A 23040-nucleotide genomic window follows, 5' to 3' on the forward strand; every position below is an offset into this window, starting at 1 on the left:
CCGAAAAAGCCGGAAATCTCCCCGGAACCGGTACTTCAGTACCGGCTGTTGCAACTTTTTAATCTCCCAGTGCCCAGATATCAAAAGGGATGATATCCACACTGCTGAGCGGATGCGCGATATTTCCCTCTTTGTTCATGGTTATGACCGTGATTTTTGTAATTCCGTAGCTGAATATAAAAGCTTCAATACTTTCAAGTTTCTTAAAGAGTCTGCGTTCATCCACAAAAGGTTTGCAAAGAATAATTTCATCGTTTGTGGGAAGATAAAAATCAATACCTTCTTCATAATAACATTCGGCAGATGATTTAAGCAGTTCAAGATAGACCATGTTTTCAAAAAGTTTTGCAAAGTTTTTTTCAATGCTTAAGGCACTTTTTAAAGAAGTATCACACAGATAGACTTTTTTTGTTGCACGTGTATGCTGATATTTTGCCAGTAAATGAATATACTTTTTTTCTGCCAAAAGAGCAAAAGATGCATACAATCTGTCTTTAGAAATTTTACGCGTACTTTTAAGCCTTTCATATAATGTATAGGCAGAGAGCTTCTGCGACATGAATTTTGCACATAAACACAATATGTCAAATTCAATTTCGCTCAGGGCGAACTGTAAAATATTTTGCAAATAAATTACTCGCTCATCCGGTGCTACAGTATGCATAGATGCAAGTCCTCCGAGTTGGAAAAAGTGGTTGAGCGCACTTGAGTCATATTTGTGCTCATATGCCAAAAATTCTTCATAATCAAGCGGATAAAGTGTCAAAGGCTCCAAAAAGTCAAAATTGTAGGGAATTTCACTTGTAATGACCAACTGCGAAACATTCACGAATTTGATGGTTGGATTGTAGTTATCCAAAACAAGTGTGTCAATTTTGTTGATATTGCAAAAAGAGGGGAGCGCGGCATTGAGTTTTTCGCTCTCTATACGTACATCATTGCAGTTGATATAAAGATAGGAGCTCTTTTTTAAAGATAAAAGATAGTTTTTGACCAAACGGGTTTTTCCGCTTTTGGTGATACCGCTGATTTGGTATGATCTGTCATCTATAAAAACTTTTCTTTGTATATATTTTTCTACATGTAAGTCGGTTTTATAAAATTCTTCGAGTAGTATTTCCATAAAATTTCCAATTTTTAAACTATCCAATTGTATCATTTCCTTATTAAAAGGAAATAAATTATAAAGAAAAACGATTTTTGGACCCTAAATCCTTGAATATTCAGAGCTCTTTGAGTATAATTCCGTTCCCTTAAAATAGTTGGGCTAGGATCCAACGAGTTCTTTAGAAGGAAAAACATGGAAAAAATTCGTTTAAAATTGAAAGCTTACGATCATCGTGTGTTAGATAGATCAGTAGCGTCAATCGTAGAGGCTGTAAAGCGTACAGGTGCCGTAATTCGTGGTCCAATACCTTTACCAACAAAAATTCGTAAATATACAGTATTGAAATCAGTTCACGTTAACAAAAAAGCGCGTGAGCAGTTTGAGATTCGTATGCACGCAAGAATGATCGACATCGTTTCTGCAACACCGGAAACAGTGGATTCATTAATGAAACTAGATCTTGCACCGGAAGTGGACGTTGAAGTTCGCTCTATGGACAAATAGGAGTAATCGTGGAATATATTGTTGAAAAAATCGGTATGAGCCGTACTATCACAGTTCCGTCTAAACCAGTTACTCTGTTAAGAGTTTTAGATGCGAAAGTATGTGAAGTGAATGAAGGTACTGCTATTGTCGCGTATAACAGTGGTAAAAAAATGAATAAAGCAATAGAAGGTCAACAGAAGAAATACAACCTTCCGACTGAATTTAACCGTTTTGTTACATTAGAAGTAACAAATACCGAAGCCGGTGATTTGGATTTAGCTCCGCTTGCAGAGGCAAGTGTACTTAAAACTACTTTCAACACAAAAGGTCGTGGTTTTTCAGGTGCGATGAAGCGTTGGAATTTCGGTGGTGGTCCTGCATCTCACGGTCACAGATTTGGTCGTAGAACAGGTTCTATCGGTAATGCTGAATGGCCAGGTCGTGTAATGAAGGGTAAAAAAATGCCTGGACAATACGGAAATACACAAAACAGTGTGAAAAATGAAATCGTTTCTTTCGATGCTGAAAACAAAATCATTGCGGTTTTAGGTTCAGTTTCAGGTGCTAACGGTTCTTTAGGTCGTGTAAAGGTAGCTAAATAATGAGCGCAATCGTTTTAAATGAAAAAATGGAAAAAGCATCTGAGTTAGCATTGCCAGAGTCTTTCTCTGGAATTAACCCTCATAACCTTTACCTTTATGTAAAGTCTGCTCAGGCTGCACAACGTGCAAACACAGCGACAACTAAGGGTAGAAGTGAAGTACGCGGTGGTGGTAAAAAACCATGGGCTCAAAAAGGTGGCGGTCGTGCCCGTGCGGGTTCTCGTCGTTCTCCTATATTCGTAGGCGGTGGTAAAGCTTTTGGTTCTCAAAACAACCGCAACTACGATTTAAAAGTAAACAAAAAGCAGAAAAAACTTGCTTTAAACTTTGCTTTGAATGAGCATGCACAAAATGGTACTCTTTTTATCGTTGACAGCATCTCTGTTGAGTCTGGTAAAACTAAAGATGCGGCAGCAATGTTCAAAGCTTTAGGTCAAAGAGATACACTTTTTGTTAAATCTTTATTAGATGAAAAAACATATTTGGCGTTTGAAAATCTGCACCAGACATATGTTATCGAATCTAATGAGTTAAACGCATACTTAGCTGCCAACTATCGCTCAATTGTGATAGAAAAAGCTGTATGGGAAACTTTGACAAGTGAGGCTAAGTAATGGCTGATATTACAGATATTAAATCTATTTTATATACAGAAAAGACTTTGGGTTTACAAGAAGATGGTGTTATAGTTGTTCAAACATCACCACGTATGACTAAAACAGGTCTTAAAGAGGTGTTTAGAGAGTATTTCGGAATAATTCCAACAAAAATCAACTCTCTGAATCAAAGCGGAAAAGTAAAACGTTTCCGTGGTGTACAGGGGAAACAAAATGACTTTAAAAAGTTCTATGTTACTCTCCCTGAAGGTGCACAAATAGAAAGTTTGGCGGTATAAGATGGCAATTAAAACTTATAGACCGATAACTCCGTCTCGTCGTTTTTATACGAATGTAGACAGTTCAGATATCACTGCTAAAGCGAGTGTCCGTTCATTACTTGTAAAACTTCCGACAACTGCCGGTCGTAACAACAATGGTCGTATCACTTCTCGTCACAAACAGGCTGGGGCGAAAAAGCTTTACCGTATTATTGATTTTAAAAGAAACAAGTTTGGTGTACCGGGTACAGTCTCTACTATTGAGTATGATCCGTACCGTAACTGTCGTATCGCATTAATTACATATGCAGACGGTGAAAAAAGATACATCTTGCAACCAAAAGGTTTAAATGTTGGCGATACAGTTGAAGCTGCAGAGTCTGGTTTGGATGTTAAACCGGGTAACACGATGAAACTCAAAAACATTCCTGTCGGTACACTTGTTCATAATGTTGAGTTAAAAGTTGGCAAAGGCGGACAAATGGTTCGTTCAGCCGGAACTTCAGCTCAGATTATGGGTCGTGACGGCAAATATGTATCTTTACGTATGCCTTCATCAGAAATGCGTTTAGTGCTTGGTGAGTGTTTAGCTACTGTAGGAATTGTTGGAAATGAAGAATTTGCTAACATTGTTATAGCAAAAGCCGGTCGTCAGCGTCACCTTGGTATTCGTCCACAGACTCGTGGTTCTGCGATGAACCCGATTGATCACCCGCATGGTGGTGGTGAAGGTAAAACGAACTCAGGTCGTCATCCGGTTACTCCTTGGGGTAAACCAACGAAGGGTGCTAAAACTCGTCGTAAGAAAGCTAGTGATAAGTTAATTATTACTCGCCGTAAACCAAATGCTAAAAGGGTAGGTTAATAATGGCTCGTTCAGTAAAAAAAGGTCCATTCGTAGATGATCATTTAATGAAAAAAGTGGAGGCTATGAAAGCCGAAGCGAAGAAAAAACCTATTAAGACATGGTCAAGAAGATCTATGATTCTTCCTGACATGGTTGGTTTGACAATAAATGTTCACAATGGTCGCCAGTTCGTTCCTGTATATGTTACAGAGAACCATATTGGTTATAAACTTGGTGAATTTGCACCAACTCGTACATTCAAGGGCCACAAGGGCTCTGTTCAGAAGAAGGGGTAGTCATGGCTAGAGCATTATTAAAATTTATCCGTGTATCACCTATCAAATCTCGTCTTATTGCACGTGAAGTTCAAGGTATGAATGCTGAAGAAGCAATGGCAGCCTTAGAGTTCACTCCAAATAAGGCAGCAAAAATTATCTCTAAAGTTATTGCATCTGCAGTAGCTAACAGCGGTAACGAAGCTGAAGATTGTGTAATTACATCATGTCGTGTTGACAATGGTCCAGTACTTAAACGTTTCCGTCCACGTGCTCGTGGTATGGCTTCAGGTATTAGAAAACCAACAGCACATATCTTAGTAGAAGTAGAGGGTAAATAGAATGGGTCAAAAAGTTAATCCTATTGGTTTACGTCTTGGAATCAACCGTAACTGGGAATCAAGATGGTTTCCTAACTTTAAAACAGCTCCTGCTGCTTTGGGTGAAGATCACAAGATAAGAACATATTTGAAAAAAGAGCTTTACTATGCTGGTGTTTCCAACATCATCATTGAAAGAACAGTGAAAAGACTTCGTGTAACTATCGTTGCTGCTCGTCCTGGTATCATTATCGGGAAGAAAGGTGCTGATATCGAAAAACTTAAAACTGCTGTTCAAAAGTTAGTTGGTAAGTCAATCTCTATCAATATCAAAGAAGAGAAAAAAGCACAGACTTCGGCACAATTGGTTGCTGAAAATGTTGCGACTCAGTTAGAACGTCGTGTTGCATTTCGTAGAGCTATGAAAAAAGTTATGCAGGGTGCGCAGCGTTCTGGTGCAAAAGGTATCAAAGTTGCAGTTGCAGGTCGTTTAGGCGGTGCTGAAATGGCAAGAACTGAATGGTATTTGGAAGGACGTGTTCCTCTTCATACTCTTCGTGCAAAAATTGATTACGGTTTTGCCGAGGCACATACAACATACGGTATTATCGGTGTTAAAGTATGGATCTTCAAAGGGGAAGTACTGACTAAAGGTATTCCTGCAGAAGCGAAAGAAGAGAAAAAAGAGCGTCGTGGCAGAAAACCAGCCAGACGTGAAAATAGTGAAAAGGCTGAATAATCATGTTAATGCCAAAAAGAACAAAATATCGTAAAGTGATGAAAGGACGTAACCGCGGTTACGCTCGTTCTGGTTATAAATTATCTTTTGGTGACATCGCATTCAAAGCGGTAGAAGCCGGTCGTATTAACTCTCGTCAGATTGAGTCGGCTCGTATTTCTGCAACACGTCACATTAAAAGACAAGGTAAGATTTGGATTCGTGTGTTCCCTGCCAAGCCGTTAACTGCAAAACCTCTTGAAACTCGTATGGGTAAAGGTAAGGGTGCTGTTGATCAGTGGGTAATGAACATTAAACCAGGTCGTATAATCTTTGAAATGGGTGGTGTACCGGAAGAGCTTGCTCGCGAAGCATTAACTCTTGCTATGCACAAACTTCCATTCAAATGTAAAATTGTTACTGCGGAGATGAACAATGAAATATTCTGATTTAGCAGATAAAAATGCAGCAGAGCTTCAGGCGATGCTCAAAGAGAAAAAGACAGAACTGTTTACTTTAAAAATTAAACAAAAAATGATGCAATTACAAAATACTAGCGAACTTCGTGTTGCTAAAAAAGATATTGCTAGAATCAATACTGCACTTGCTGCAGTAGCAAAGTAGGGGCGGGCGATGGCTAATAAGCGTGAAATTCAAGGTAACGTAATTAAAATTGCAGGCGATAAAACAGTCACTGTACTTGTTGAACGTCGTGTAATGCATCCTCGTTATCATAAAGTTGTAAAACGTTTCAAAAAGTACCTGGTACATGATGAGCGTAATGAAGTAAAAGTCGGAGACGAGATTATTGCAATCGAGTGTCGTCCGCTTTCTAAGACTAAATCTTTTAGACTTAAATCAGTTGTAAAAGGAGCGTAGTAGTATGATACAAGGTTTTACTCGTTTAAATGTAGCTGATAATACAGGTGCTAAAGAGATTATGTGTATTAAGGTACTTGGCGGTTCCAAGCGTCGTTATGCATCAGTGGGTGACGTTATCGTTGCTTCTGTAAAAAAAGCGATCCCGACTGCCAAAGTTAAAAAAGGTAAAGTTGTAAAAGCTGTTGTTGTTAGAACGCATAAAGAAGTCCAACGTGAAAACGGTTCTTTAATCCGTTTTGATGACAATGCGGCAGTTATACTTGATGACAAGAGAGAACCAATCGGTACTCGTATCTTTGGACCAATCGGTCGTGAAGTACGTTACGCAGGATTCATGAAAATTGTATCTCTTGCTCCGGAGGTTGTGTAATGGCAAAATTTAAGTTTAAAAAAGGCGATATTGTAGAAATTATCGCTGGAGATGACAAAGGTACAAAAGCAGCTGTACTTGCGGTATTTCCTAAGAAAAACAAAGTAATCGTTGAGGGTTGTAAAATAGCGAAAAAAGCTGTTAAACCAACTGAAGAGAATACAAAAGGCGGGCATATCAAAAAAGAGATGCCAATCGATGTTTCAAACGTACGCAAAGTGGAGGCATAATAGATGGCTCGTTTAAAAGAAAAATATTTAGCGCTTAAGCCGGAAATTCAAGCAGCTTTAGATATTAAAAATGTAATGCAGATTCCTGAATTTGACAAAATTGTTATCTCTGTCGGTGCAGGTTTTGCTATGAAAGATAACAAACTCATTAAAAATATTGAAGATACTATCACTACTATAGCCGGTCAAAAAGCTTCTACTGTGATTGCGAAGAAATCTGTTGCAGGTTTTAAAGTACGTGAAGGTATGCCTGTAGGTGTTCGTGTAACACTTCGTGGTGAAAATATGTATAACTTCTTCGATCGCCTTGTTTCTATCGCACTTCCTCGTGTGAAAGATTTCCGTGGTGTTCCGAGAAATGGTTTTGACGGTCGCGGTAACTATAACTTCGGTCTTCAGGAACAACTTATTTTCCCTGAAATCAGCTATGATTCAATCATGCAGATTCATGGTATGAATATTACAATAGTAACATCTGCAGATTCAGACAAGGCGGCATTTACTCTTTTAGAGAAAATGGGAATGCCTTTTAGTAAAGGGAGCAACTAATGGCTAAGAAGTCAATGATAGCTAAAGCAAAACGTACTCCAAAATTTAAGGTACGTGGTTATACACGTTGTCAGATTTGTGGTCGTCCACACTCTGTACTGAGAGATTTTGGAATTTGTCGTATCTGTTTTAGAAAAATGGCAAATGAAGGTTTAATACCAGGTGTTAGAAAGTCTTCTTGGTAAGCCAAGAGGAAACTGCTAGCAGTCAGCAGTTACTGGAAGTTAACTATAAGTGCGGATTACTGCACGTGGGCTCTCTGCCGAAGAGAACTCAGCGTTAGCGTAGTTGGCGGAATCTAGGTGCCCCTTGAGGGTATACTTCCGACAACGTGAGTAACTACATAAAAGGAAAATATAAATGGCAATTAATGATTTAGTATCAGATGCGTTAACACGTATTCGTAATGCCGGTATGAGAAGATTACCGGTTACTACTTTGGTACACTCTAAAAGTGTAGAAGCAGTAGCAAATATCTTAGTAGACAAAGGTTACATTGAGTCTTGTAATGTAATCGAAGACGGTGTGAAAAAAACTATCAAAGTTGTACTGAAGTACGGTGAAGATGGAAAATCTGTAATCAATGAAATGAAAAGAGTTTCAAAGCCTGGACGTCGTGTTTATAAAGGTAAAGAAGATATTAAACGTTTCAAAAATGGTTACGGAACTATTATTGTAAGTACATCACATGGCGTACTACCAAATGACAAAGCATATGAGCTTGGCATTGGTGGTGAAGTTATGTGTACGGTATGGTAGGAGTATAGCATGTCAAGAATTGGAAAAAATCCTGTAGAATTTGCCAGTGACATTACTGTTACTACAAATGGAAATGTTATAACTTTTGCTAAAGGCAAAAACAGTGTTGATTTAGATACTAAAGGTTATGTGACTTTCGAAGTAGAAGGAAACACTTTAACTTTTAAAAATCTTTCAGACTCTCGTGAGCATAGAGCTTTCTGGGGAACTTTCAGAGCATTGGCCCAAAATATCGTAACAGGTTTGACTACCGGCTATGAGAAAAAACTTGAAATTAACGGTGTTGGTTACAGAGCAGCCGTTAAAGGAAAAGTTTTAAATCTTCAGCTTGGTTTCTCTCATGATATCAATTATGAGTTACCTGAAGGTTTGGAAGCAAGCGTTGAAAAGAATGTGATAACTCTTAAAAGCCATGACAAACAAATGTTGGGTCAGGCAGCTGCAGAGATCAGATCATTCCGTCCACCAGAGCCTTACAAAGGTAAAGGTGTTAAATACATAGATGAGCATATCGTGCGTAAAGCCGGTAAAACTGCTAAGAAATAAGGGAGGAAGATAGATGAATGCTAAAGTATTAAAAAGCAAAATTGCGAATCGTTTAAAACGTAAGCGTCGTATCCGTGCAAAAATATCTGGTAGTGCTGAACTTCCTCGTGTTTCTGTATTTAAATCAAACCGTTACTTAAGTGTACAGGCAATTGATGATGCAACTGCAACAACAATTTGTTCACTACACTCAAAGGCTACTGGTCACAAAGCTAATAAAGAAGGTGCTGCTGCACTTGGTGAGGCATTTGCTGCCAAACTCAAAGAAGCAAACATCTCTGAGATTGTATTTGACCGTAATGGTTACCAATATCACGGCGTAATTGCTGCATTTGGTGACGCAATTCGTGCAAACGAAATCAAGTTCTAGGAGCACAGATGGAAATCAATAGAGATGATTTTGAAGAATCAATAGTAAATATTGGTCGTGTAACAAAAGTTGTTAAGGGTGGTAGACGTTTTCGTTTTACTGCACTTATCGTTGTTGGTGACAAAAACGGTACTGTAGGTTATGGTGTTGGTAAAGCAAAAGAGGTTCCTGATGCTATACGTAAAGCTGTAGACAATGCTTTTAAAAATTTAACAACTGTTAAGATAAAAGGTTCTACAATAGCACATGACATTGAGCATAAGTATAATGCCAGTCGTGTTTTATTAAAGCCGGCATCAGAAGGTACCGGTGTTATTGCCGGTGGAGCAGCGAGACCTGTTCTTGAACTTGCAGGGATTAAAGATATCCTTACAAAGTCAATCGGTTCAAACAATCCAAACACACTGGTACGTGCTACAATTGAAGCACTTTCTCGTATAAAAGGATAGGAAAATGGGTATTGAAAATTTACAACCTGCTCCGGGTTCAACACATTCTCGCAAACGTGTTGGACGTGGTCAAGGTTCTGGTACTGGTAAGACTGCCGCTCGTGGTCAAAAAGGTCAGAAATCTCGTTCAGGTTACAAAAGAAAAAGAAACTTTGAAGGTGGGCAACAGCCACTTGCAAAACGTTTGCCAAAAATCGGTTTTCACTCGAAAGTGATCAAACCGTATGTGATAAACGTTGAAAAAATCAAAGCTGTAGCAGAACTTGGTGAAATTACAATGGAATCAATCCGTTCAGTTCACAAGGTTGCTTCTTCAGTGACTAAAATTAAACTAGTAGGTGCCAAAGCAAAAGATTTGGCATCGAAAATTAAAGACGAAAACGTTACAACAACAGGTAACTAGTTGTGAATAAAAATCTAGTAAATAAGATACTTATTACTATCGGTTTTTTATTTATCTACCGCCTACTGGCCTATGTGCCGGTTCCTGGCGTAGATACAGCTGTTATTGCTTCTTTCTTCGACTCACATCAATCAGACGCATTGGGATTGTTTAACATGTTCAGCGGAAATGCTGTACAGAGACTCTCTATTATTTCACTCGGCATTATGCCTTATATCACCGCCTCAATTATTATGGAGCTTTTAGCTGCAACATTTCCGACACTTGGTCAAATGAAAAAAGAGCGTGACGGTATGGTGAAATATATGCAGATTATTCGTTATGCGACTATCGTTATAACATTAATTCAGGCTGTCGGTGTCAGTGTAGGACTGCAAAGCTTAACCGGACCTACGGGCAACTCTGCAATTCTTGCCGATCACACTACATTTATCATGCTTTCTGCTGTTTCAATGCTTGCAGGTACAATGCTTTTAATGTGGATTGGTGAGCAGATTACACAAAGCGGAATCGGTAATGGTATCTCTCTTATTATCTTCGCAGGTATTGTTTCGGCAATTCCAAGAGCAATTGGTCAAACAATCGAAATGGTAAATACCGGTGCAATGAGTTTTATTACTGTCATAGCAATTCTTGCTTTGATTCTGACAACGGTAGGAATTATCATTTATGTTGAGCTTGGTGAGCGTCGTGTGCCTATAACCTATGCGAAAAAGACGATGATGCAAAACCAAAACAAACGTGTAATGAACTATATTCCTATTAAAGTGAATCTGGCGGGTGTTATCCCGGTTATCTTTGCCTCGGCAATTTTAATGTTTCCGATGACCGTGCTTTCAAGCAGTACAAATCCGGCTATGCAGGCTATTGCAGATTATCTGAATCCAAACAGTTACTTTTTTAACTTTTTGACCTTTGTGTTTGTTGTGTTTTTTGCATTCTTTTATGCCTCAATCACATTCAACGCAAAAGACATTGCGGATAATCTCAAACGTCAAGGCGGGTTTATTCCCGGTATTCGTACCGGTGATGCTACGAGAGAGTTCTTGAATGAAACGGCAAGCAGATTGACATTTACCGGAGCACTCTATCTTGGACTCGTTGCGACTCTGCCTTTTATGATTATAAAAGGGATGGGGGTACCGTTCTTCTTTGGCGGTACTGCCGTGCTGATCGTTGTGCAGGTTGCTCTTGACACAATGAGAAAGATAGAAGCTCAGATATACATGAGTAAATATGAAACTCTCAGTGCAGTTGGTCTGTAGCAATGGCTATTGCGCTTAGAAAACCTCAAGAAATTGAAAAACTTCGTGCCGCCAACAAAATTGTCGGCGGCACATTAGACCTTCTTCGTAAAAATACCAAAGTCGGTATGAGTTTAAAAGAGATGGATGCCATGGCAGAGGATTATATCCGTTCTCATGGTGCAAAACCCTCTTTTAAAGGATTGTACGGCTTCCCAAATGCGGTATGCACCTCACTCAATGAAGTTATTATTCATGGCATTCCAAGTGACTACAAACTCCAGGAAGGAGATGTTATAGGGTATGATATTGGAACAGAACTTGATGGCTGGTTCGGTGATGCCGCAATAAGCATGGGTGTCGGAGAAATCAGCAAAGAAGATGAAGATTTAATAGCCTGTGCAAAAGATACTTTGTATTATGCTATTGAAAATATCAAAGAAGGAATGCGCTTTAAAGAACTTTCCTATTTAATGGAACAGTTCATATTGGAGCGCGGTTTTGTTCCTTTACGTAATTTTTGTGGGCACGGAATAGGAAGAAAACCTCATGAAGAACCTGAAATTCCTAATTATTTGGCGGGCGGAAATGCGAAATCCGGACCGAAAATAAAAAACGGAATGGTTTTTTGTCTGGAACCTATGATATGTCAAAAAGAGCCAAAACCTGTTATCTTGGATAACGGTTGGGATGTTGTCAGTACCGACGGTTTACGCGGTTCTCACTATGAGCACACTGTCGCAGTTGTTGACGGTAAAGCTGAAATTTTATCTCTTGCGTGAGAGTTAAAGTAAGAAATTTCTTTATAAAGGACTAAAATGGCTAAAGCAGATGTTATTGAAGTTGACGGCAAGATTATAGAGGCTTTGCCGAACGCAACTTTTCGTGTTGAATTAGAAAACGGACATGTTATACTGTGTCATATCGCAGGTAAAATGCGTATGCACTATATTAAAATACTTCCAGGAGACAAAGTGAAACTTGAGTTGACACCATACTCTTTGGACAAAGGGCGTATCACCTACAGATACAAATAGGCAAAAGAGGTCCCGGCCTCTTTTTAATTTTAAAAATTCCCGGCGTTTCTTAACTCACTTATTTCTGTTTCAACCATTTCATCAATCATTATCTTAAAGAGTTCAGAGATCATATTCGGATTGACATTGAGCTCAATCGCCTTTTTTCTTACTTTCTGCATAATATCATCAATCCTGTCCTGGGCTTTTACCTCTGCCACACTCTCTTTGAAACCGGCTGCCTGACGAATTAAATGGCTGCGCTCAGATATCAGTTCAACAAGTTTTTTGTCAATAATATCCACCTCGTCTCTTACTTCCTGCAGTGTATTGCATTTTTTCATATTTTTACTCCTTTTTCAAGTTTTGTTAACACTATTGTAACAATTTAAGTATATAATCTTACTTGCGATTCTCCTTGTATATCTTTAACATGATTCATTATGGATATGCGTCCATAGAGCCCAGCATTAATTGGGCTTTATACTCTTTTTTACTGCTTTGGGCAAATGTGCAAAAGGCATTTCAGTATTTGTTTTTTCATTCTTTTCTATCTTTATTACATCCACTGTCATATTTGAAGGATTAAAACGTAAAACTTTGTAAAAGATATTGTCCTGTATATATTCTACATTTTTTTTACTTAAATCATGTGTTTGTTTCTTTCTTGCCATTACTTTGCCTTGAGATATATACCGGTATCTTTGACCGTAATTTTTCCGTCATCCTGAAGTTGTGTCAAAGAGCGTTTGAACTCTTTTTTACTCAGACCAAATACATTTTTAATCAGCTCGGCATCACTTTTGTAGTTATAAGGCATAATACCCTTGTTCTGTTCTAACAGGTTGAGAACTTTTTGGGCAGAGGAGCCGTCTTTTTTACTGCCGGGACGCCGAAGTGTAAGGTCGATATTGCCGTCTTTGCGCACTGTTTTGACATAGGCAGTCTTTTTGTCTCCCAGTTTTATCTCTTCAAATATTTCATTGTGATATATCAGTCCTTCATATTTACCGTTGACAATACATTTAAAGCCAAGCGGCGTTTTGGAAATGACTAATATTTCTGCCTCTTTGTTCTGTGCAAGGTCTTTGACTTTGCGATCAAAAAAATCACCGAGTTTTTCTGTGCCGACAAGTCTGTGTGTCCGTTCGTCATATATTATGCGAATAAATCTTTTTTCGCCGATTTCAAAAGGTGTTTTTTGAAACATCTTAGGGACAAGTAAATCTTTTGGCAGTCCCCAGTTCATAAAAGCACCGAAAGGAGCCACATCCACGACTTCCAGGAGTGCAAAATCATCCAGCATTGCAAGGGGTCTGTCGGTAGTGGCTACCAGCCTGTCTTCTGAATCTGTATATAAAAAAACATCTACAAGAGCATTTTCGCACATATCATCTGTGACATACTGTCCGGGAAGAAGGACATCATTGCCGTCCTCAGCCATAAGGTACAGGCCGGGTGTTGTGTCTCTGTCGACACGCAGGGTATTCATTTTGCCCAGTTCCAGGTAAGGGTTTATCTCTTTTTTCATGGTAATTCCGTTGTGTTAATATGGTGACATTATAGCATTAATTCTTCCCTCTTCTTTAAATAATCCGGTTAAGAAAAAACTTGATGTTTCCAAAGAACTTGGGTTTGAACGCTATAGTGTAACCTGACAAAACACAAAGCCCGCACTGAAGTACGGGTTCCGAAAAGCCGCTTAATCGGAATCGGTACTTTGGTGCCGACTGTTAGGGTGCAAAAGTCTAAATTGTATGAAGGAGTGGTTTTAAAAAAGCCGCTTAACTTAACGGCATTGACCGGTTCTGAAGTTATTTCCTTTAAAATTTATGTTTCAGTGTCAATGCCATTCAACCAGGCAGTTTTACCGGAACCCGCACTGAAGTACGGGTTCCGAAAAGCCGCTTAATCGGAATCGGTACTTTGGTGCCGACTGTTAGGGTGCAAAAGTCTAAATTGTATGAAGAAGTGGTTTTAAAAAAGCCGCTTAACTTAACGGCATTGACCGGTTCTGAAGCTATTTCCTTTAAAATTTATGTTTCAGTGTCAATGCCATACAATCAGGCAGTTTTACCGGAACCCGTACTTCAGTGCGGGCTGTGTGTCTTGGAAATTAAAACCCAGGCTATAGAAAAAGTTTCAAAGTATTATAATACCAATCCCAACCAAGGAGCAGCATATCTTAGATGAAAATGTAAAAATTGCATTGTATATATGAATAAGAGTAGAACAAGTTGTACGTGATATTATTGCATAAAAACTTAACAAGGATGAGAATATGTTTAAAATAATAGTAGAGAGAGAATGTGGCTGTTTTAAAAGAAGTAATCTTCAAAGTAGTACGGAAATAGCGTCAAAAGATGAGGCGTTGATGAAGTCATTGGAGATGGTCAACCATATGAATGATGAATTCTGCGGCAAACACAAGTTTAAAGTTGAAGAAGCTGACAATACTTTTATAATCAAAATGCAGTAAAAGTCACGTATTTATCGGAACCCGGGTTTTCAGATGCCAAAGCGCGACTTGTGAGAAAATTAAATATTTTCTGTAACCCAGGACCAGGTCTTAAAAGATGCAAAGCCCGCACTGAAGTACGGGTTCCGAAAAAACCGCTTGATTGAATGGCATTAGCATTGAAGTGCCAGCCCGATCTGAAAATTTTGCTTTTTGCAAAACAATGCTACAATTTTTTTCCAAAAACCAACACTTGAAAATATCTCCCTCCCCAAATCAAAAAGAGCAAGAGCCAGGCAGTAAAAGAGATGTCAAACAAAAATCCAAGCCCCCATCCAAAAGCTATATTGATACTGTAAAGCGCACGGAACAACACAACAAGCTGTATAAACAAAAATATCTTTGTTGCCAATGTATCTGCCTGCGGCGGTTGTCCCGAGTGACCGAGTGTCACACGTGTTCCAAAGCCTATAAGGAGTGTTGTTAAAAAACCTATTGCCAGAAGATGAATATTTAAAAAGAAAAAAGAGGTATCTAAAAATATCTCCGCACCCAAACTGAGCGCCGAAAGAAAGAAAGACAAAGGCAGCCAAAAAAGTGCAAGATGCAGTACCCATAAAATAGGAGGGGACTGCAAAGGGTGTAAATCCCAGCGTTTAAACTCAAAAAACATATAAGCGGCAAGCAGTAAATCTGTAACTATCTGCAAGCTTTTTATATCTGCAGAAACAAAGATACTCTTGAATAGAAACAAAACAAAAACAATTTTGACAAAATTTTCATTTTTTGGCGCAAATGAATGGGAGAAGAAAGGAATCATTCTCTGTCCGACACTAAAAGCAAGAAAAATCAGGTACATGTAAAAAGAGATACTGATGGCAACTGGTAAAATTTCCGGTATGAACAAAGAGAGTATAAAAAGAAGATTGCCAAAGAGCCCAAAGTAGTTTGCATTGAGTATCCAAAATGAGTCTGATTTGTCCGCTGCCATTCCTGTTTCATAGATGTTTTTTAGTTTCAATACTATAAAAACCTGAGTTGTCAGATTTATAACCATTGCCCCGAGTAAAAGGGTTTCAGAGCTGAAAACACCGATAAGAAAAAGCAATGATGCAAGCGTGTTTGCATAAAAAATATTGGAATAGTATTTTTTTGCTATCACCTGTGTCTGATTAAAACGCGGAAAAGTTGTAAATAAGAACCCTGTAAAAAAATTTGTAAAAACCAAAAATATCAAAGAGTAGCTGTGAAATGTCAGCGAGTCTGCATGTAAGGAGAAGATGCCCTTATAATTTAACGCAAAAATAAGCATCATAATGATTGCATTGATAATACCTAAAAGAAAAAACGGCTGATGCGGCTGTGATAAAAAATAACTTTCTTTTGTTTGCATAAAACTATTCCTTTTTATAATAAAAAATCTAGACCGAGTTTTTCACAGTATGCCCCTAGCATAGCGTGTTCAAAGTCATTGTTTGTAGAGTATTGGTAGCCGAATGTTTTTGCCCACATATGATGCTCTTCCATGCACAAATAGAAAAATACCTGGCGGCGCCATGGAGCAAAGCTGGTGTAGGCATGTTTAAACATTTCAACCTTCGTACTGTCTGGATACGATGTCTTTCCGCTGGCGTCTTCATGCGGTATTTGTGTGATTTTAGTTCTAAACTCGCGTTCACGCAGCTGTTTAATCACCGGTTTGATAAAAGTCAATGTCCCAAAACTGACAAGCGCAACCTCTTGTGGAGAGAATTTTAGTATAAGTTCTTCATATACTTCTTGATATTCGTCAAGATAGCCTTCGTATTCTACAATGGGATGAAAATGAAAGCCGACTTTAACACCTTTGTCCGCCATTTTTCGAGCGGCTGCTATACGTTTTGCAAGCGAAGCGGTGAGATGTTCTTCATTGTCAATAATAGTCTGGGTATTGAGACTCCAGGTACAGAGTATATTTTTCGGCACTTCATTTTCAAGCAGATATTTTATATTGTCCGATTTTGTTTTAAATTCTAAAATGACATTGGGATTTTTTCTTGCAAAGGCAAAAAGAGCATCCAAAACACCCTCACGGTTGCCAAACATCAGTGAGTCCGATGCCTGACCGGTACCTATGTGGTAGGTCTTGTTTGGATCAAGTTGGAGCTTGAGCAGTTTGTCTGCAAAACTGCTGTCAAAGGTAATGGTGTTTTGATTGTAAAAACTTTGAATGGAACAGTAGGAACAGTCAAACCCGCAACTCTCAACCGCATCAAGCGTGAGCAGATTGCAGCAGCGTGTCTTTTCACTTGCTACCGGACACAGACCAAGTCCGAAACCTTCTTTTGGTACTGTTTTAAAGGTATATTTTTGTTCTTGGGGGATATTTTTGAGGGTAAAGTTTTTATAGGAATTTGGTTTGTTGCGTATATTTTCATAGGCTTTTTTAAGCCTGGAGAAAACAACTTTTCTTTGAGGATGTTCGGGAAATACTGCAGTGATTCTTTTCTCATCCCACATCCCCAGATCTCGCGCGAAATTGATTATCTGTTTGATTTCCTGATAGGAAAATTTGTACTCAAAGGATTTCTCTTTGATAAACTCCTGTTCATGTTTGGGAAGTTTATTAAAAAAACTGTTTTCTATAGCGTTGGTAAATTTTTCTGCGTATGAATTCATAGAGGAATTCTAGCAGAAAAAATTAATTATTTTATAGGGATAAGTCTTGCTTTTGGTTTTTTAACTTCTGTTTTAGGAATCGTGACGGTTAAAATACCGTTTTCAAATTTTGTTGCAAGTTTGCTTTCATCAATATTTTCAGGCAGTTGAATTGATTTTTGAAACTCACCGTAAAAAATCTCTTTTTTGACAAAATCTTTGGATTTTTCTTCTTTGGACTCTTTTTTCTCACCTTTTACAGTCAAAATTTTATTGTCATCAATGGAAAGTTTAATATTTTTTTTGTCAACTCCCGCCAAATCAAACTTTAATACTATTTTGTCTTTTGCATCCTGAATGTCCGTTCTCGGATAACTGAAATTGTTTAACGCCGAACTGCTTAAGTGCGACTCTATCAAAGAGTTGAAATACTGGTTCATTCTTGCGAAATCTGCATCATAGGGGTTCATTGCATCCATACTCGCGAATGCAGATCCGGTCAGCAAAGATGAAAGCAACAGACTGCTTACTAGTTTTTTCATAGCTAACTCCTTGTGTCAGCACCCTTTGTTATTGGATGCTGATGTTCTTTGTCTTTTTGGATTCGAGTTTTTCAAGAGTCAGATACAGTCTTCCGTCTTCAAATTTTGCCTGAATTTTATCTCTGTCTATATTGTCAGGCAGGATAAAACTTCTTGAGATGACGCCAAAATTTGATTCACAGAGATAGTAATCATCCTCTTTGACCTCGTTTTTAAATTTTCTGACCGCTGTAACAGTCAGATAGTCATCTTCGACTTTTAATTCTATATCTTCTTTTTTAACACCCGGTAAATCAACTTCGATTGTGAAGGTGTCATTACGATGTTTTGCAAGGTTTGCCAGAGGAAGATGTGATGCTACATTGTGAAATGTATCTTTGACAACTTCCAAACCTTTTTCAACTTTTTCTTCCGCTTTTTCCACTAACTCTTTTGATGTTTGTACGATATCCATGATAATCCTCCTTACTCGATTTCAATTTTTTTCGTTGTATCTTTTTCGACTTTCAGTTTTGGTATGGTAATCTCGACCACCCCGTTTTCTCCGGTTGCACGGATATTTTCACTGTCTACTTTTTCAGGGAGCGTAAAACTTCTTGAAAAAGTACCGTAGGCACTCTCTATTCTGTAGTAGTCCTCTTTCTCTTCTTCTTTTTTTACTTCTCTTTTGCCTTTGATGGTTAAGATGTTTTTGTCAACACTGATCTCCACATCCTCTTTTTTTATACCCGGCAAATCAAGCTCAATATAGTAGGCATCGTCCCCTTCTCTCGTATTGACAGCCGGTACAAAGTCAAAAACCTCTCTTGGCTCTTCGCTGTTTTGTGTTTCCAGTGCATTAAAAAATTCGTTAATCAAATCAAATCTTCTTGTATTTTGTATCGGGTTTCTATGTCTTGTCACTAACATGTCTCACTCCTTAAATTTTTTATTTAAGAAATGATAGTCTGTTTTGAAAAAGTATTTTGCTACTTAAGTAGCATTTGGGAGGTTTTGTCTAAAAGTTTTTGAAGATTCTTTACTTTTATGTTGCGTCTGCTGGTTTCTATGATGTCGTCAGCTTTGAGCTGTTTGATGCTTCTTTCTATAACATGACGGACCGTTCCGAGCAGTTTTGCTATTTCGCTGTTGGAGAGATTTTGCAGGAGTTGGTATCGGAATCTGTGATTGGGGTTTAAATTCTGTACTAAAAGATTTAAAAAACGCTCTTTTGTATCATACAGGGCAAGTTCGGTAGCAAGTTCTTCCGTATAGCGCATGTGCGCAGCAAGGTAGGGAAAGAACTTTTTATTAAAAGTAGCATCATTTTCAAGCCAGTAGCGGACTTTTTCAATCGGCAGGCGTAAAATATTTGCATCTTCGATAACCTCATAAATAACCTCATGCGGTTTGCCGTCAAGCAGGGAGATGACATCAAACATGTCTCCGCGCTTATAGATAAAAAGTGTTTGTTCTTTGTTTGTCTGAAAGTTTATTTGATATGTTTTTACTCTGCCGTCCACTACAATATAAAAATATTTGAGCAGATCATCCGGATAAAATGGCGAAGACCCTTTTTCATACTCAAAAGGTTTGGCATATCGGAAAAACTCTTCTTCAAAGGTTTTATTTGTATTGTTTAAAAGCTCTAATTGTGTTGAATTGTTTTGCATGAGGAAATTGTATCATATTTTCATAATTGGTGTTGTAAAAAGTGCAACACATCAGAAGTATTTCCCTCAAAAACAACAGGTATGGGACTCTTTTTAATCTGGTAATCATACATCGGATCGTAGTATCTTTGTAACAAAAGGGTAATCCACTCCAAGTAGAATGTTTTTGCCTCTGCCTGGGTATCTTGGGAACAGGCTTCGTCAAAGAGTTGTGCAAGTTGTCTGTAAAGCTGGTCACCCAGACGTTTTTGGATTCTTTTGAGCCCTGATTGTACATTGTGTGCCCATATTTGCGGACCTTCTTCCCCGTATTGTAATGTATACTCTTTGAGTGCGCCAAGAACATACTCCTCATACGTTATGAGTGCGCGAACTTCAATCGGAGTCTGCAGCAATACAAGCTGTCCCTGCATAAAATTGTCATATACGGGTTTTGGAATAAATGTTCTGCCGATATTATGGCTTTCATGTTCCAAAACAAGATGGGTAAAATTTTTATGATGAAACTGTATGAGTTTGTAGGCAAGATTGTTTTCAAAATCAATCTGCGAGGGCTGTGCGTTGACAAAACTTCCAAATGAAGAGCCGCGATGATTGGCAACGGCTTCAAGGTCAATGGCATTTGGCAGTTTATTTAAAAGAATGGTTTTTCCCGAGCCTGTTCTGCCACCTAAAATAAGTGTGGGTGTCTGCGTACTGATGTCTTCACTCTGTTGCATCAAAAAATTGCGAAAAGCCTTGTATCCGCCTTTGAGTCGGGTAATATCAATATTGCTCTCTTTTAGCCACTCCTGCGCAATCCCTGAGCGTTGTCCTCCTCTAAAACAGTAAAGCTTTGCCTCGGGATTTTTTTTGAGGTAGTCCTGCCAGAGGCGGACTCTTTTCTCTTTTCCCTCATTTTGAATAAGAGACTCGGCCAGCTTTATGGCTGCGTAATTTCCGGCCTCTTTGTACCGTATGCCGACAAGTCTGCGTTCTTCATCATCAAGTATAGGCAGGTTTGTTGCATTGATAAACTTTCCTTTTTCAAACTCAACAGGGGCGCGGACATCAAGCAGAGGTGTTTCATTGAGGACAATAGATAAAAAATCATCTGTTACATTTGTAATATTATTGGGCAAAGTCAGACTACCTCTACAAGATATTTGCTTGCTTTACATGTAAATCCGATTGGTTCCAGGCAAAGCCCTGCATTTTTTGTAAGTGCCAAAAAGGCTTCTTTTGTATCTTTTTTCACCACACACAGCAGTCCGCCAGAGGTTTGTGCGTCACATAAAATGTCCTGCTGTTCTTGGGACATCGGAGAAATTTTATTTCCGTAACTCTCAAAGTTTCTGCGTGTGCCTCCCGGAACACAGCCCATCTTCAGATACTTTTTGACATTTTTGAGTGTCGGTACTTTGTCAAACTCTACAACAGCGCTGATACTGCTTCCCTCACATATTTCGCTTAAGTGCCCAAGCAGTCCGAAACCTGTCACATCGGTAAGTGCGGTCACGCCTTTTAATGCGGAGATTTCTGCACCGATTTTGTTCAGGGTACACATGGCTTCTACGGCAATATCTATGTCACCCTCGGCAATTTTTCCCTGTTTTTGTGCCGTTGTCAGTATGCCTATCCCCAGTGGTTTTGTGAGGTAGAGTTCGCAGTCGATTTCGGCAGTATCATTGCGTTTAAGATGTTTATTTTGTGCTATGCCTGTAACTGCAAGTCCAAATATAGGTTCGGGAGAATCTATACTGTGCCCGCCTGCCAGTGGAATACCTGCTTCTTCACAGACTGAGCGGCCGCCGTCAATAACTTCGCGTGCCACATCCGCATCAAGCTTGTCAATCGGCCAGCCAAAAATGGAAATGGCCATAAGCGGTTTACCGCCCATAGCGTAAATATCGCTGATGGCATTGGTGGCAGCTATGCGCCCAAAAGTAAACGGGTCATCGACTATGGGCATAAAAAAATCAGTCGTGCTTAAAACAGACGTCCCGTTGCCCAAATCAAAAGCCGCGGCATCATCTTTTGAAGAATTGCCGACAAGTAAATCAGGGTAAGCAATCGTTTCTCTCGTGGTTGTTAAAATAGTATCAAGCAGTTTTGGAGAAATTTTACAGCCGCAACCCGCCCCGTGACTGTATTGTGTGAGTTTTATACCTTTCATAATGTATAATGTCCTAAATATTTTTTCATATACTAGTCTTCTTTGACTAAAAGAGAGATTAAGAAGTATGCCGGAATCTGTACTGAAGCATCAATGCCATTAAGTTAAGACAAAAACTGAGATTTTCCTGGAACCCAGGCTTTAGTCTTCAAAAAAACAAAGCCGGCACTAAAGTACCGGTTCCGAAAAAGATGCTTAACTTAATGGCATTGACACTGAAATACGGGTTGTGAAAAACTGTACTATCCCTCGGAATCGGCACTAAAGTACCGACTTTAGGCTTGAAAATTACACAAAATAATTTGTTCTTGATTATAACAGTACTGTAGTAAAAGACGATATTTCAAAGTTAAGTGATTTTCTCGGAACCCGTACTTCAGTGCGGGCTTTAGACTTGAAAACTATACAAAACAGGAAGGAAAAAAATGCAGAGAAATATAAAACATATTATTTTGGATTATAACGGTACGCTTGCAAAAGACGGTATTTTACTGGAAGAGGCAAAGAGACTGCTGCCGCTTCTGGCCAAAGAATATACTTTACATGTAATCACGGCAGATACCTTTGGCAGTGTCAAAAATGAGCTAAAAGAGTATGCTTTACATGTAAAGGTATTGGAGAGTGCAAACCATACTTTGGAAAAAGAGGCATATATTATTGCATTAAATGCAAGTGAGTGTGCGGCTGTGGGTAACGGAAACAACGATATGAAAATGCTGCAAAAAGCGCACATAGGCATTTGTGTACTTGGTGATGAGGGCTGCAGCACAAAAAGTCTGCTCGCTTCGGATATAGTCTGCAAGTCTGTCACCGAAGCACTCGAACTTTTCATTTATCCTAAACGGTTGACTGCCACACTCAGAGTATAAACTCCACTACTTCGTCGAACGGCAGTCTGATCTGTTTTGGTTGCGGATTGAGTCTGTAGCCAAAAGGAAGCACCATTGCGACTTGAAATTTTTTAGTATCAAGACCTAAAATATCTTCGACTTTTTCTTTTTCAAACCCTTCTATAGGACAGGAATCTATTCCTGTATAGGCAGCACCGGTCATCATGTTGGCAGCAGCTATATAGGTCTGTCTTGCACTCCAGCAGTAAATATTTTCATCGCTGCTAAGTGTTTTTTCCAAATGTTTGGCATAGAGGTCCATATACATATCAAGTGATTCCTGCGGCATATTACGCCTTGAAAATCTTTTTTTGACTTCTCCTGACTCCGGTTTGAGACTCTCTATTCCGGCAAGAATAACAACGAGATGCGAACAGGAAGTGATTTGTACCTGGTTCCAGCATGCCGGTCTCAGCTCGGCTTTGAGGTCTTCGTTTGTAATGACCAAAAATTTCCAGGCTTCCATACCGAAAGAGGAGGGTGATTTTCTGCCACATTCAAGAATAAAGTGCATATCTTCATCACTTATCTTTTTGGTTTCATCAAATATTTTACAGGCATGGCGAAAGTTCATCGCATCCATAAATTTGTTTTGCATTGTTGTATCCTTATAATATGTCAAATTGCAATAAATTGCGAAGCAGTGGTTGAAAAG

39 protein-coding genes are annotated in these 23040 nt (G+C 38.8%); 26 read left to right on the top strand and 13 right to left on the bottom strand.

Annotation, left to right across the window (positions count from 1 at the left end):
• Positions 1-58: 58 nt before the first annotated feature.
• Positions 59-1123 (bottom strand): ATP-binding protein, encoded by a 1065-nt coding sequence (locus ACM66U_RS00980; RefSeq protein ID WP_418640938.1) that lies wholly within the window; start codon positions 1121-1123, stop codon positions 59-61.
• Between the two features lie 177 nt (positions 1124-1300).
• Between ACM66U_RS00980 and rpsJ the strand changes: the two genes are divergently transcribed.
• From rpsJ to infA, 23 genes are all read left to right on the top strand, one after another.
• Entirely contained in the window at positions 1301-1612 is a 312-nt protein-coding gene (rpsJ, locus tag ACM66U_RS00985) for a 30S ribosomal protein S10 (RefSeq protein WP_013326019.1), read from the top strand.
• Between the two features lie 8 nt (positions 1613-1620).
• Complete coding sequence (gene rplC, locus ACM66U_RS00990; RefSeq protein WP_151901244.1) at positions 1621-2196, top strand: 50S ribosomal protein L3; 576 nt, start codon at positions 1621-1623, stop codon at positions 2194-2196.
• On the top strand, positions 2196-2810 hold the full coding sequence (rplD, locus tag ACM66U_RS00995) for a 50S ribosomal protein L4 (RefSeq protein ID WP_188109991.1): 615 nt from the start codon (positions 2196-2198) through the stop codon (positions 2808-2810). Before rplC ends, rplD begins: the two co-directional genes overlap by 1 nt.
• Entirely contained in the window at positions 2810-3091 is a 282-nt protein-coding gene (locus tag ACM66U_RS01000) for a 50S ribosomal protein L23 (RefSeq protein ID WP_151901246.1), read from the top strand. Before rplD ends, ACM66U_RS01000 begins: the two co-directional genes overlap by 1 nt.
• 1 nt (position 3092) lies before the next feature.
• Positions 3093-3938 (top strand): 50S ribosomal protein L2, encoded by an 846-nt coding sequence (gene rplB / locus ACM66U_RS01005; RefSeq protein ID WP_151901247.1) that lies wholly within the window; start codon positions 3093-3095, stop codon positions 3936-3938.
• A gap of 2 nt (positions 3939-3940) precedes the next feature.
• Positions 3941-4216 (top strand): 30S ribosomal protein S19, encoded by a 276-nt coding sequence (gene rpsS, locus ACM66U_RS01010; RefSeq protein ID WP_151901248.1) that lies wholly within the window; start codon positions 3941-3943, stop codon positions 4214-4216.
• Positions 4217-4218: 2 nt separating this feature from the next.
• Complete coding sequence (gene rplV / locus ACM66U_RS01015) at positions 4219-4536, top strand: 50S ribosomal protein L22 (RefSeq protein WP_152183758.1); 318 nt, start codon at positions 4219-4221, stop codon at positions 4534-4536.
• Position 4537: 1 nt separating this feature from the next.
• The gene (gene rpsC, locus ACM66U_RS01020) at positions 4538-5254 is read left to right on the top strand and encodes a 30S ribosomal protein S3 (protein WP_151901249.1); all 717 of its coding nucleotides are present in this window, start codon (positions 4538-4540) and stop codon (positions 5252-5254) included.
• 2 nt (positions 5255-5256) lie between these two features.
• Positions 5257-5682: a 50S ribosomal protein L16 gene (rplP, locus tag ACM66U_RS01025; protein ID WP_151901250.1), complete on the top strand. Its 426-nt coding sequence runs from the start codon at positions 5257-5259 to the stop codon at positions 5680-5682.
• Positions 5669-5857 (top strand): 50S ribosomal protein L29, encoded by a 189-nt coding sequence (gene rpmC, locus ACM66U_RS01030; RefSeq protein ID WP_151901251.1) that lies wholly within the window; start codon positions 5669-5671, stop codon positions 5855-5857. The genes rplP and rpmC overlap by 14 nt, the downstream gene beginning before the upstream one ends.
• Before the next feature lie 9 nt (positions 5858-5866).
• On the top strand, positions 5867-6112 hold the full coding sequence (gene rpsQ, locus ACM66U_RS01035; protein ID WP_151901252.1) for a 30S ribosomal protein S17: 246 nt from the start codon (positions 5867-5869) through the stop codon (positions 6110-6112).
• 4 nt (positions 6113-6116) lie between these two features.
• Entirely contained in the window at positions 6117-6485 is a 369-nt protein-coding gene (gene rplN / locus ACM66U_RS01040; protein ID WP_013326030.1) for a 50S ribosomal protein L14, read from the top strand.
• Positions 6485-6715: a 50S ribosomal protein L24 gene (rplX, locus tag ACM66U_RS01045; protein WP_151901253.1), complete on the top strand. Its 231-nt coding sequence runs from the start codon at positions 6485-6487 to the stop codon at positions 6713-6715. Before rplN ends, rplX begins: the two co-directional genes overlap by 1 nt.
• 3 nt (positions 6716-6718) lie before the next feature.
• The gene (gene rplE / locus ACM66U_RS01050; protein ID WP_151901254.1) at positions 6719-7264 is read left to right on the top strand and encodes a 50S ribosomal protein L5; all 546 of its coding nucleotides are present in this window, start codon (positions 6719-6721) and stop codon (positions 7262-7264) included.
• Complete coding sequence (locus ACM66U_RS01055) at positions 7264-7449, top strand: type Z 30S ribosomal protein S14 (RefSeq protein WP_151901255.1); 186 nt, start codon at positions 7264-7266, stop codon at positions 7447-7449. Before rplE ends, ACM66U_RS01055 begins: the two co-directional genes overlap by 1 nt.
• Positions 7450-7624: 175 nt before the next feature.
• Positions 7625-8023 (top strand): 30S ribosomal protein S8, encoded by a 399-nt coding sequence (rpsH, locus tag ACM66U_RS01060; RefSeq protein ID WP_151901256.1) that lies wholly within the window; start codon positions 7625-7627, stop codon positions 8021-8023.
• Positions 8024-8032: 9 nt separating this feature from the next.
• On the top strand, positions 8033-8569 hold the full coding sequence (gene rplF / locus ACM66U_RS01065) for a 50S ribosomal protein L6 (protein WP_151901257.1): 537 nt from the start codon (positions 8033-8035) through the stop codon (positions 8567-8569).
• Positions 8570-8582: 13 nt separating this feature from the next.
• Positions 8583-8939, top strand: a complete 357-nt coding sequence (gene rplR / locus ACM66U_RS01070) for a 50S ribosomal protein L18 (RefSeq protein ID WP_151901258.1) — start codon at positions 8583-8585, stop codon at positions 8937-8939.
• An 8-nt stretch (positions 8940-8947) separates the two neighbouring features.
• Positions 8948-9388, top strand: coding sequence for a 30S ribosomal protein S5 (gene rpsE, locus ACM66U_RS01075; protein WP_151901259.1), 441 nt, complete (start codon positions 8948-8950; stop codon positions 9386-9388).
• Between the two features lie 4 nt (positions 9389-9392).
• On the top strand, positions 9393-9791 hold the full coding sequence (gene rplO / locus ACM66U_RS01080; protein ID WP_151901260.1) for a 50S ribosomal protein L15: 399 nt from the start codon (positions 9393-9395) through the stop codon (positions 9789-9791).
• 2 nt (positions 9792-9793) lie between these two features.
• Positions 9794-11056, top strand: coding sequence for a preprotein translocase subunit SecY (gene secY / locus ACM66U_RS01085; protein ID WP_418640939.1), 1263 nt, complete (start codon positions 9794-9796; stop codon positions 11054-11056).
• Positions 11057-11058: 2 nt separating this feature from the next.
• Positions 11059-11817 (top strand): type I methionyl aminopeptidase, encoded by a 759-nt coding sequence (gene map / locus ACM66U_RS01090; protein ID WP_151901262.1) that lies wholly within the window; start codon positions 11059-11061, stop codon positions 11815-11817.
• A 36-nt stretch (positions 11818-11853) separates the two neighbouring features.
• Entirely contained in the window at positions 11854-12072 is a 219-nt protein-coding gene (gene infA, locus ACM66U_RS01095; RefSeq protein ID WP_151901263.1) for a translation initiation factor IF-1, read from the top strand.
• A gap of 29 nt (positions 12073-12101) precedes the next feature.
• Here infA and ACM66U_RS01100 read toward each other — a convergent pair whose 3' ends face one another.
• The 3 genes from ACM66U_RS01100 to ACM66U_RS01110 form a co-directional block, all read right to left on the bottom strand.
• Positions 12102-12395 carry a chorismate mutase gene (locus ACM66U_RS01100; protein WP_151901264.1) on the bottom strand — a complete coding sequence of 98 codons (294 nt, stop codon included), beginning with the start codon at positions 12393-12395 and terminating at the stop codon, positions 12102-12104.
• Positions 12396-12521: 126 nt separating this feature from the next.
• A complete protein-coding gene (locus ACM66U_RS01105) occupies positions 12522-12725 on the bottom strand; it encodes a hypothetical protein (protein ID WP_346389190.1) in 204 nt (67 codons plus the stop codon).
• Positions 12725-13582 carry a S1 RNA-binding domain-containing protein gene (locus tag ACM66U_RS01110; protein WP_418640940.1) on the bottom strand — a complete coding sequence of 286 codons (858 nt, stop codon included), beginning with the start codon at positions 13580-13582 and terminating at the stop codon, positions 12725-12727. Before ACM66U_RS01110 ends, ACM66U_RS01105 begins: the two co-directional genes overlap by 1 nt.
• 428 nt (positions 13583-14010) lie before the next feature.
• Here ACM66U_RS01110 and ACM66U_RS01115 point away from each other — a divergent pair, with 428 nt between their 5' ends.
• Positions 14011-14244 (top strand): hypothetical protein, encoded by a 234-nt coding sequence (locus ACM66U_RS01115; protein WP_418640941.1) that lies wholly within the window; start codon positions 14011-14013, stop codon positions 14242-14244.
• An 88-nt stretch (positions 14245-14332) separates the two neighbouring features.
• Positions 14333-14530, top strand: a complete 198-nt coding sequence (locus ACM66U_RS01120) for a hypothetical protein (protein WP_151901267.1) — start codon at positions 14333-14335, stop codon at positions 14528-14530.
• A gap of 205 nt (positions 14531-14735) precedes the next feature.
• Here ACM66U_RS01120 and ACM66U_RS01125 read toward each other — a convergent pair whose 3' ends face one another.
• From ACM66U_RS01125 to selD, 8 genes are read right to left on the bottom strand one after another with little or no spacing between them, the layout of a single operon-like run.
• Entirely contained in the window at positions 14736-15902 is a 1167-nt protein-coding gene (locus ACM66U_RS01125) for an NnrS family protein (protein ID WP_418640942.1), read from the bottom strand.
• 14 nt (positions 15903-15916) lie between these two features.
• A complete protein-coding gene (locus tag ACM66U_RS01130; RefSeq protein WP_418640943.1) occupies positions 15917-17167 on the bottom strand; it encodes an SPL family radical SAM protein in 1251 nt (416 codons plus the stop codon).
• A 26-nt stretch (positions 17168-17193) separates the two neighbouring features.
• Positions 17194-17688 carry an Hsp20/alpha crystallin family protein gene (locus ACM66U_RS01135; protein ID WP_151901235.1) on the bottom strand — a complete coding sequence of 165 codons (495 nt, stop codon included), beginning with the start codon at positions 17686-17688 and terminating at the stop codon, positions 17194-17196.
• Between the two features lie 28 nt (positions 17689-17716).
• A complete protein-coding gene (locus tag ACM66U_RS01140; protein WP_151901234.1) occupies positions 17717-18142 on the bottom strand; it encodes an Hsp20/alpha crystallin family protein in 426 nt (141 codons plus the stop codon).
• 11 nt (positions 18143-18153) lie between these two features.
• Entirely contained in the window at positions 18154-18597 is a 444-nt protein-coding gene (locus ACM66U_RS01145) for an Hsp20/alpha crystallin family protein (RefSeq protein WP_418640944.1), read from the bottom strand.
• Between the two features lie 59 nt (positions 18598-18656).
• A complete protein-coding gene (locus ACM66U_RS01150; RefSeq protein ID WP_418640945.1) occupies positions 18657-19340 on the bottom strand; it encodes a Crp/Fnr family transcriptional regulator in 684 nt (227 codons plus the stop codon).
• A gap of 20 nt (positions 19341-19360) precedes the next feature.
• Complete coding sequence (mnmH, locus tag ACM66U_RS01155) at positions 19361-20461, bottom strand: tRNA 2-selenouridine(34) synthase MnmH (protein WP_418640946.1); 1101 nt, start codon at positions 20459-20461, stop codon at positions 19361-19363.
• A 2-nt stretch (positions 20462-20463) separates the two neighbouring features.
• Positions 20464-21498 (bottom strand): selenide, water dikinase SelD, encoded by a 1035-nt coding sequence (gene selD / locus ACM66U_RS01160; RefSeq protein ID WP_346389566.1) that lies wholly within the window; start codon positions 21496-21498, stop codon positions 20464-20466.
• Positions 21499-21920: 422 nt separating this feature from the next.
• On the opposite strand from selD, the gene ACM66U_RS01165 reads away from it, so the two are divergent.
• Complete coding sequence (locus ACM66U_RS01165; RefSeq protein WP_151901230.1) at positions 21921-22364, top strand: HAD family hydrolase; 444 nt, start codon at positions 21921-21923, stop codon at positions 22362-22364.
• On the opposite strand, the gene ACM66U_RS01170 is transcribed toward ACM66U_RS01165, so the two are convergent.
• Positions 22354-22983: an NAD(P)H-dependent oxidoreductase gene (locus tag ACM66U_RS01170; protein WP_151901229.1), complete on the bottom strand. Its 630-nt coding sequence runs from the start codon at positions 22981-22983 to the stop codon at positions 22354-22356. The genes ACM66U_RS01165 and ACM66U_RS01170 overlap by 11 nt on opposite strands.
• Positions 22984-23040 lie beyond the last annotated feature (57 nt).

This window comes from Sulfurimonas sp. ST-27, from assembly GCF_048081595.1.
GTDB classification, from domain to species: domain Bacteria; phylum Campylobacterota; class Campylobacteria; order Campylobacterales; family Sulfurimonadaceae; genus Sulfurimonas; species Sulfurimonas hydrogeniphila.

Coding starts and splice junctions, on each gene's coding strand:
- ACM66U_RS00980 (WP_418640938.1), bottom strand. CDS start 1,123: ATGGAAATACTACTCGAAGAATTTTATAAAACCGACTTACATGTAGAA.
- rpsJ (WP_013326019.1), top strand. CDS start 1,301: ATGGAAAAAATTCGTTTAAAATTGAAAGCTTACGATCATCGTGTGTTA.
- rplD (WP_188109991.1), top strand. CDS start 2,196: ATGAGCGCAATCGTTTTAAATGAAAAAATGGAAAAAGCATCTGAGTTA.
- ACM66U_RS01000 (WP_151901246.1), top strand. CDS start 2,810: ATGGCTGATATTACAGATATTAAATCTATTTTATATACAGAAAAGACT.
- rplB (WP_151901247.1), top strand. CDS start 3,093: ATGGCAATTAAAACTTATAGACCGATAACTCCGTCTCGTCGTTTTTAT.
- rpsS (WP_151901248.1), top strand. CDS start 3,941: ATGGCTCGTTCAGTAAAAAAAGGTCCATTCGTAGATGATCATTTAATG.
- rplV (WP_152183758.1), top strand. CDS start 4,219: ATGGCTAGAGCATTATTAAAATTTATCCGTGTATCACCTATCAAATCT.
- rpsC (WP_151901249.1), top strand. CDS start 4,538: ATGGGTCAAAAAGTTAATCCTATTGGTTTACGTCTTGGAATCAACCGT.
- rplP (WP_151901250.1), top strand. CDS start 5,257: ATGTTAATGCCAAAAAGAACAAAATATCGTAAAGTGATGAAAGGACGT.
- rpmC (WP_151901251.1), top strand. CDS start 5,669: ATGAAATATTCTGATTTAGCAGATAAAAATGCAGCAGAGCTTCAGGCG.
- rpsQ (WP_151901252.1), top strand. CDS start 5,867: ATGGCTAATAAGCGTGAAATTCAAGGTAACGTAATTAAAATTGCAGGC.
- rplN (WP_013326030.1), top strand. CDS start 6,117: ATGATACAAGGTTTTACTCGTTTAAATGTAGCTGATAATACAGGTGCT.
- rplX (WP_151901253.1), top strand. CDS start 6,485: ATGGCAAAATTTAAGTTTAAAAAAGGCGATATTGTAGAAATTATCGCT.
- rplE (WP_151901254.1), top strand. CDS start 6,719: ATGGCTCGTTTAAAAGAAAAATATTTAGCGCTTAAGCCGGAAATTCAA.
- ACM66U_RS01055 (WP_151901255.1), top strand. CDS start 7,264: ATGGCTAAGAAGTCAATGATAGCTAAAGCAAAACGTACTCCAAAATTT.
- rpsH (WP_151901256.1), top strand. CDS start 7,625: ATGGCAATTAATGATTTAGTATCAGATGCGTTAACACGTATTCGTAAT.
- rplF (WP_151901257.1), top strand. CDS start 8,033: ATGTCAAGAATTGGAAAAAATCCTGTAGAATTTGCCAGTGACATTACT.
- rplR (WP_151901258.1), top strand. CDS start 8,583: ATGAATGCTAAAGTATTAAAAAGCAAAATTGCGAATCGTTTAAAACGT.
- rpsE (WP_151901259.1), top strand. CDS start 8,948: ATGGAAATCAATAGAGATGATTTTGAAGAATCAATAGTAAATATTGGT.
- rplO (WP_151901260.1), top strand. CDS start 9,393: ATGGGTATTGAAAATTTACAACCTGCTCCGGGTTCAACACATTCTCGC.
- map (WP_151901262.1), top strand. CDS start 11,059: ATGGCTATTGCGCTTAGAAAACCTCAAGAAATTGAAAAACTTCGTGCC.
- infA (WP_151901263.1), top strand. CDS start 11,854: ATGGCTAAAGCAGATGTTATTGAAGTTGACGGCAAGATTATAGAGGCT.
- ACM66U_RS01100 (WP_151901264.1), bottom strand. CDS start 12,395: ATGAAAAAATGCAATACACTGCAGGAAGTAAGAGACGAGGTGGATATT.
- ACM66U_RS01105 (WP_346389190.1), bottom strand. CDS start 12,725: ATGGCAAGAAAGAAACAAACACATGATTTAAGTAAAAAAAATGTAGAA.
- ACM66U_RS01110 (WP_418640940.1), bottom strand. CDS start 13,582: ATGAAAAAAGAGATAAACCCTTACCTGGAACTGGGCAAAATGAATACC.
- ACM66U_RS01120 (WP_151901267.1), top strand. CDS start 14,333: ATGTTTAAAATAATAGTAGAGAGAGAATGTGGCTGTTTTAAAAGAAGT.
- ACM66U_RS01125 (WP_418640942.1), bottom strand. CDS start 15,902: ATGCAAACAAAAGAAAGTTATTTTTTATCACAGCCGCATCAGCCGTTT.
- ACM66U_RS01130 (WP_418640943.1), bottom strand. CDS start 17,167: ATGAATTCATACGCAGAAAAATTTACCAACGCTATAGAAAACAGTTTT.
- ACM66U_RS01135 (WP_151901235.1), bottom strand. CDS start 17,688: ATGAAAAAACTAGTAAGCAGTCTGTTGCTTTCATCTTTGCTGACCGGA.
- ACM66U_RS01140 (WP_151901234.1), bottom strand. CDS start 18,142: ATGGATATCGTACAAACATCAAAAGAGTTAGTGGAAAAAGCGGAAGAA.
- ACM66U_RS01145 (WP_418640944.1), bottom strand. CDS start 18,597: ATGTTAGTGACAAGACATAGAAACCCGATACAAAATACAAGAAGATTT.
- ACM66U_RS01150 (WP_418640945.1), bottom strand. CDS start 19,340: ATGCAAAACAATTCAACACAATTAGAGCTTTTAAACAATACAAATAAA.
- ACM66U_RS01165 (WP_151901230.1), top strand. CDS start 21,921: ATGCAGAGAAATATAAAACATATTATTTTGGATTATAACGGTACGCTT.
- ACM66U_RS01170 (WP_151901229.1), bottom strand. CDS start 22,983: ATGCAAAACAAATTTATGGATGCGATGAACTTTCGCCATGCCTGTAAA.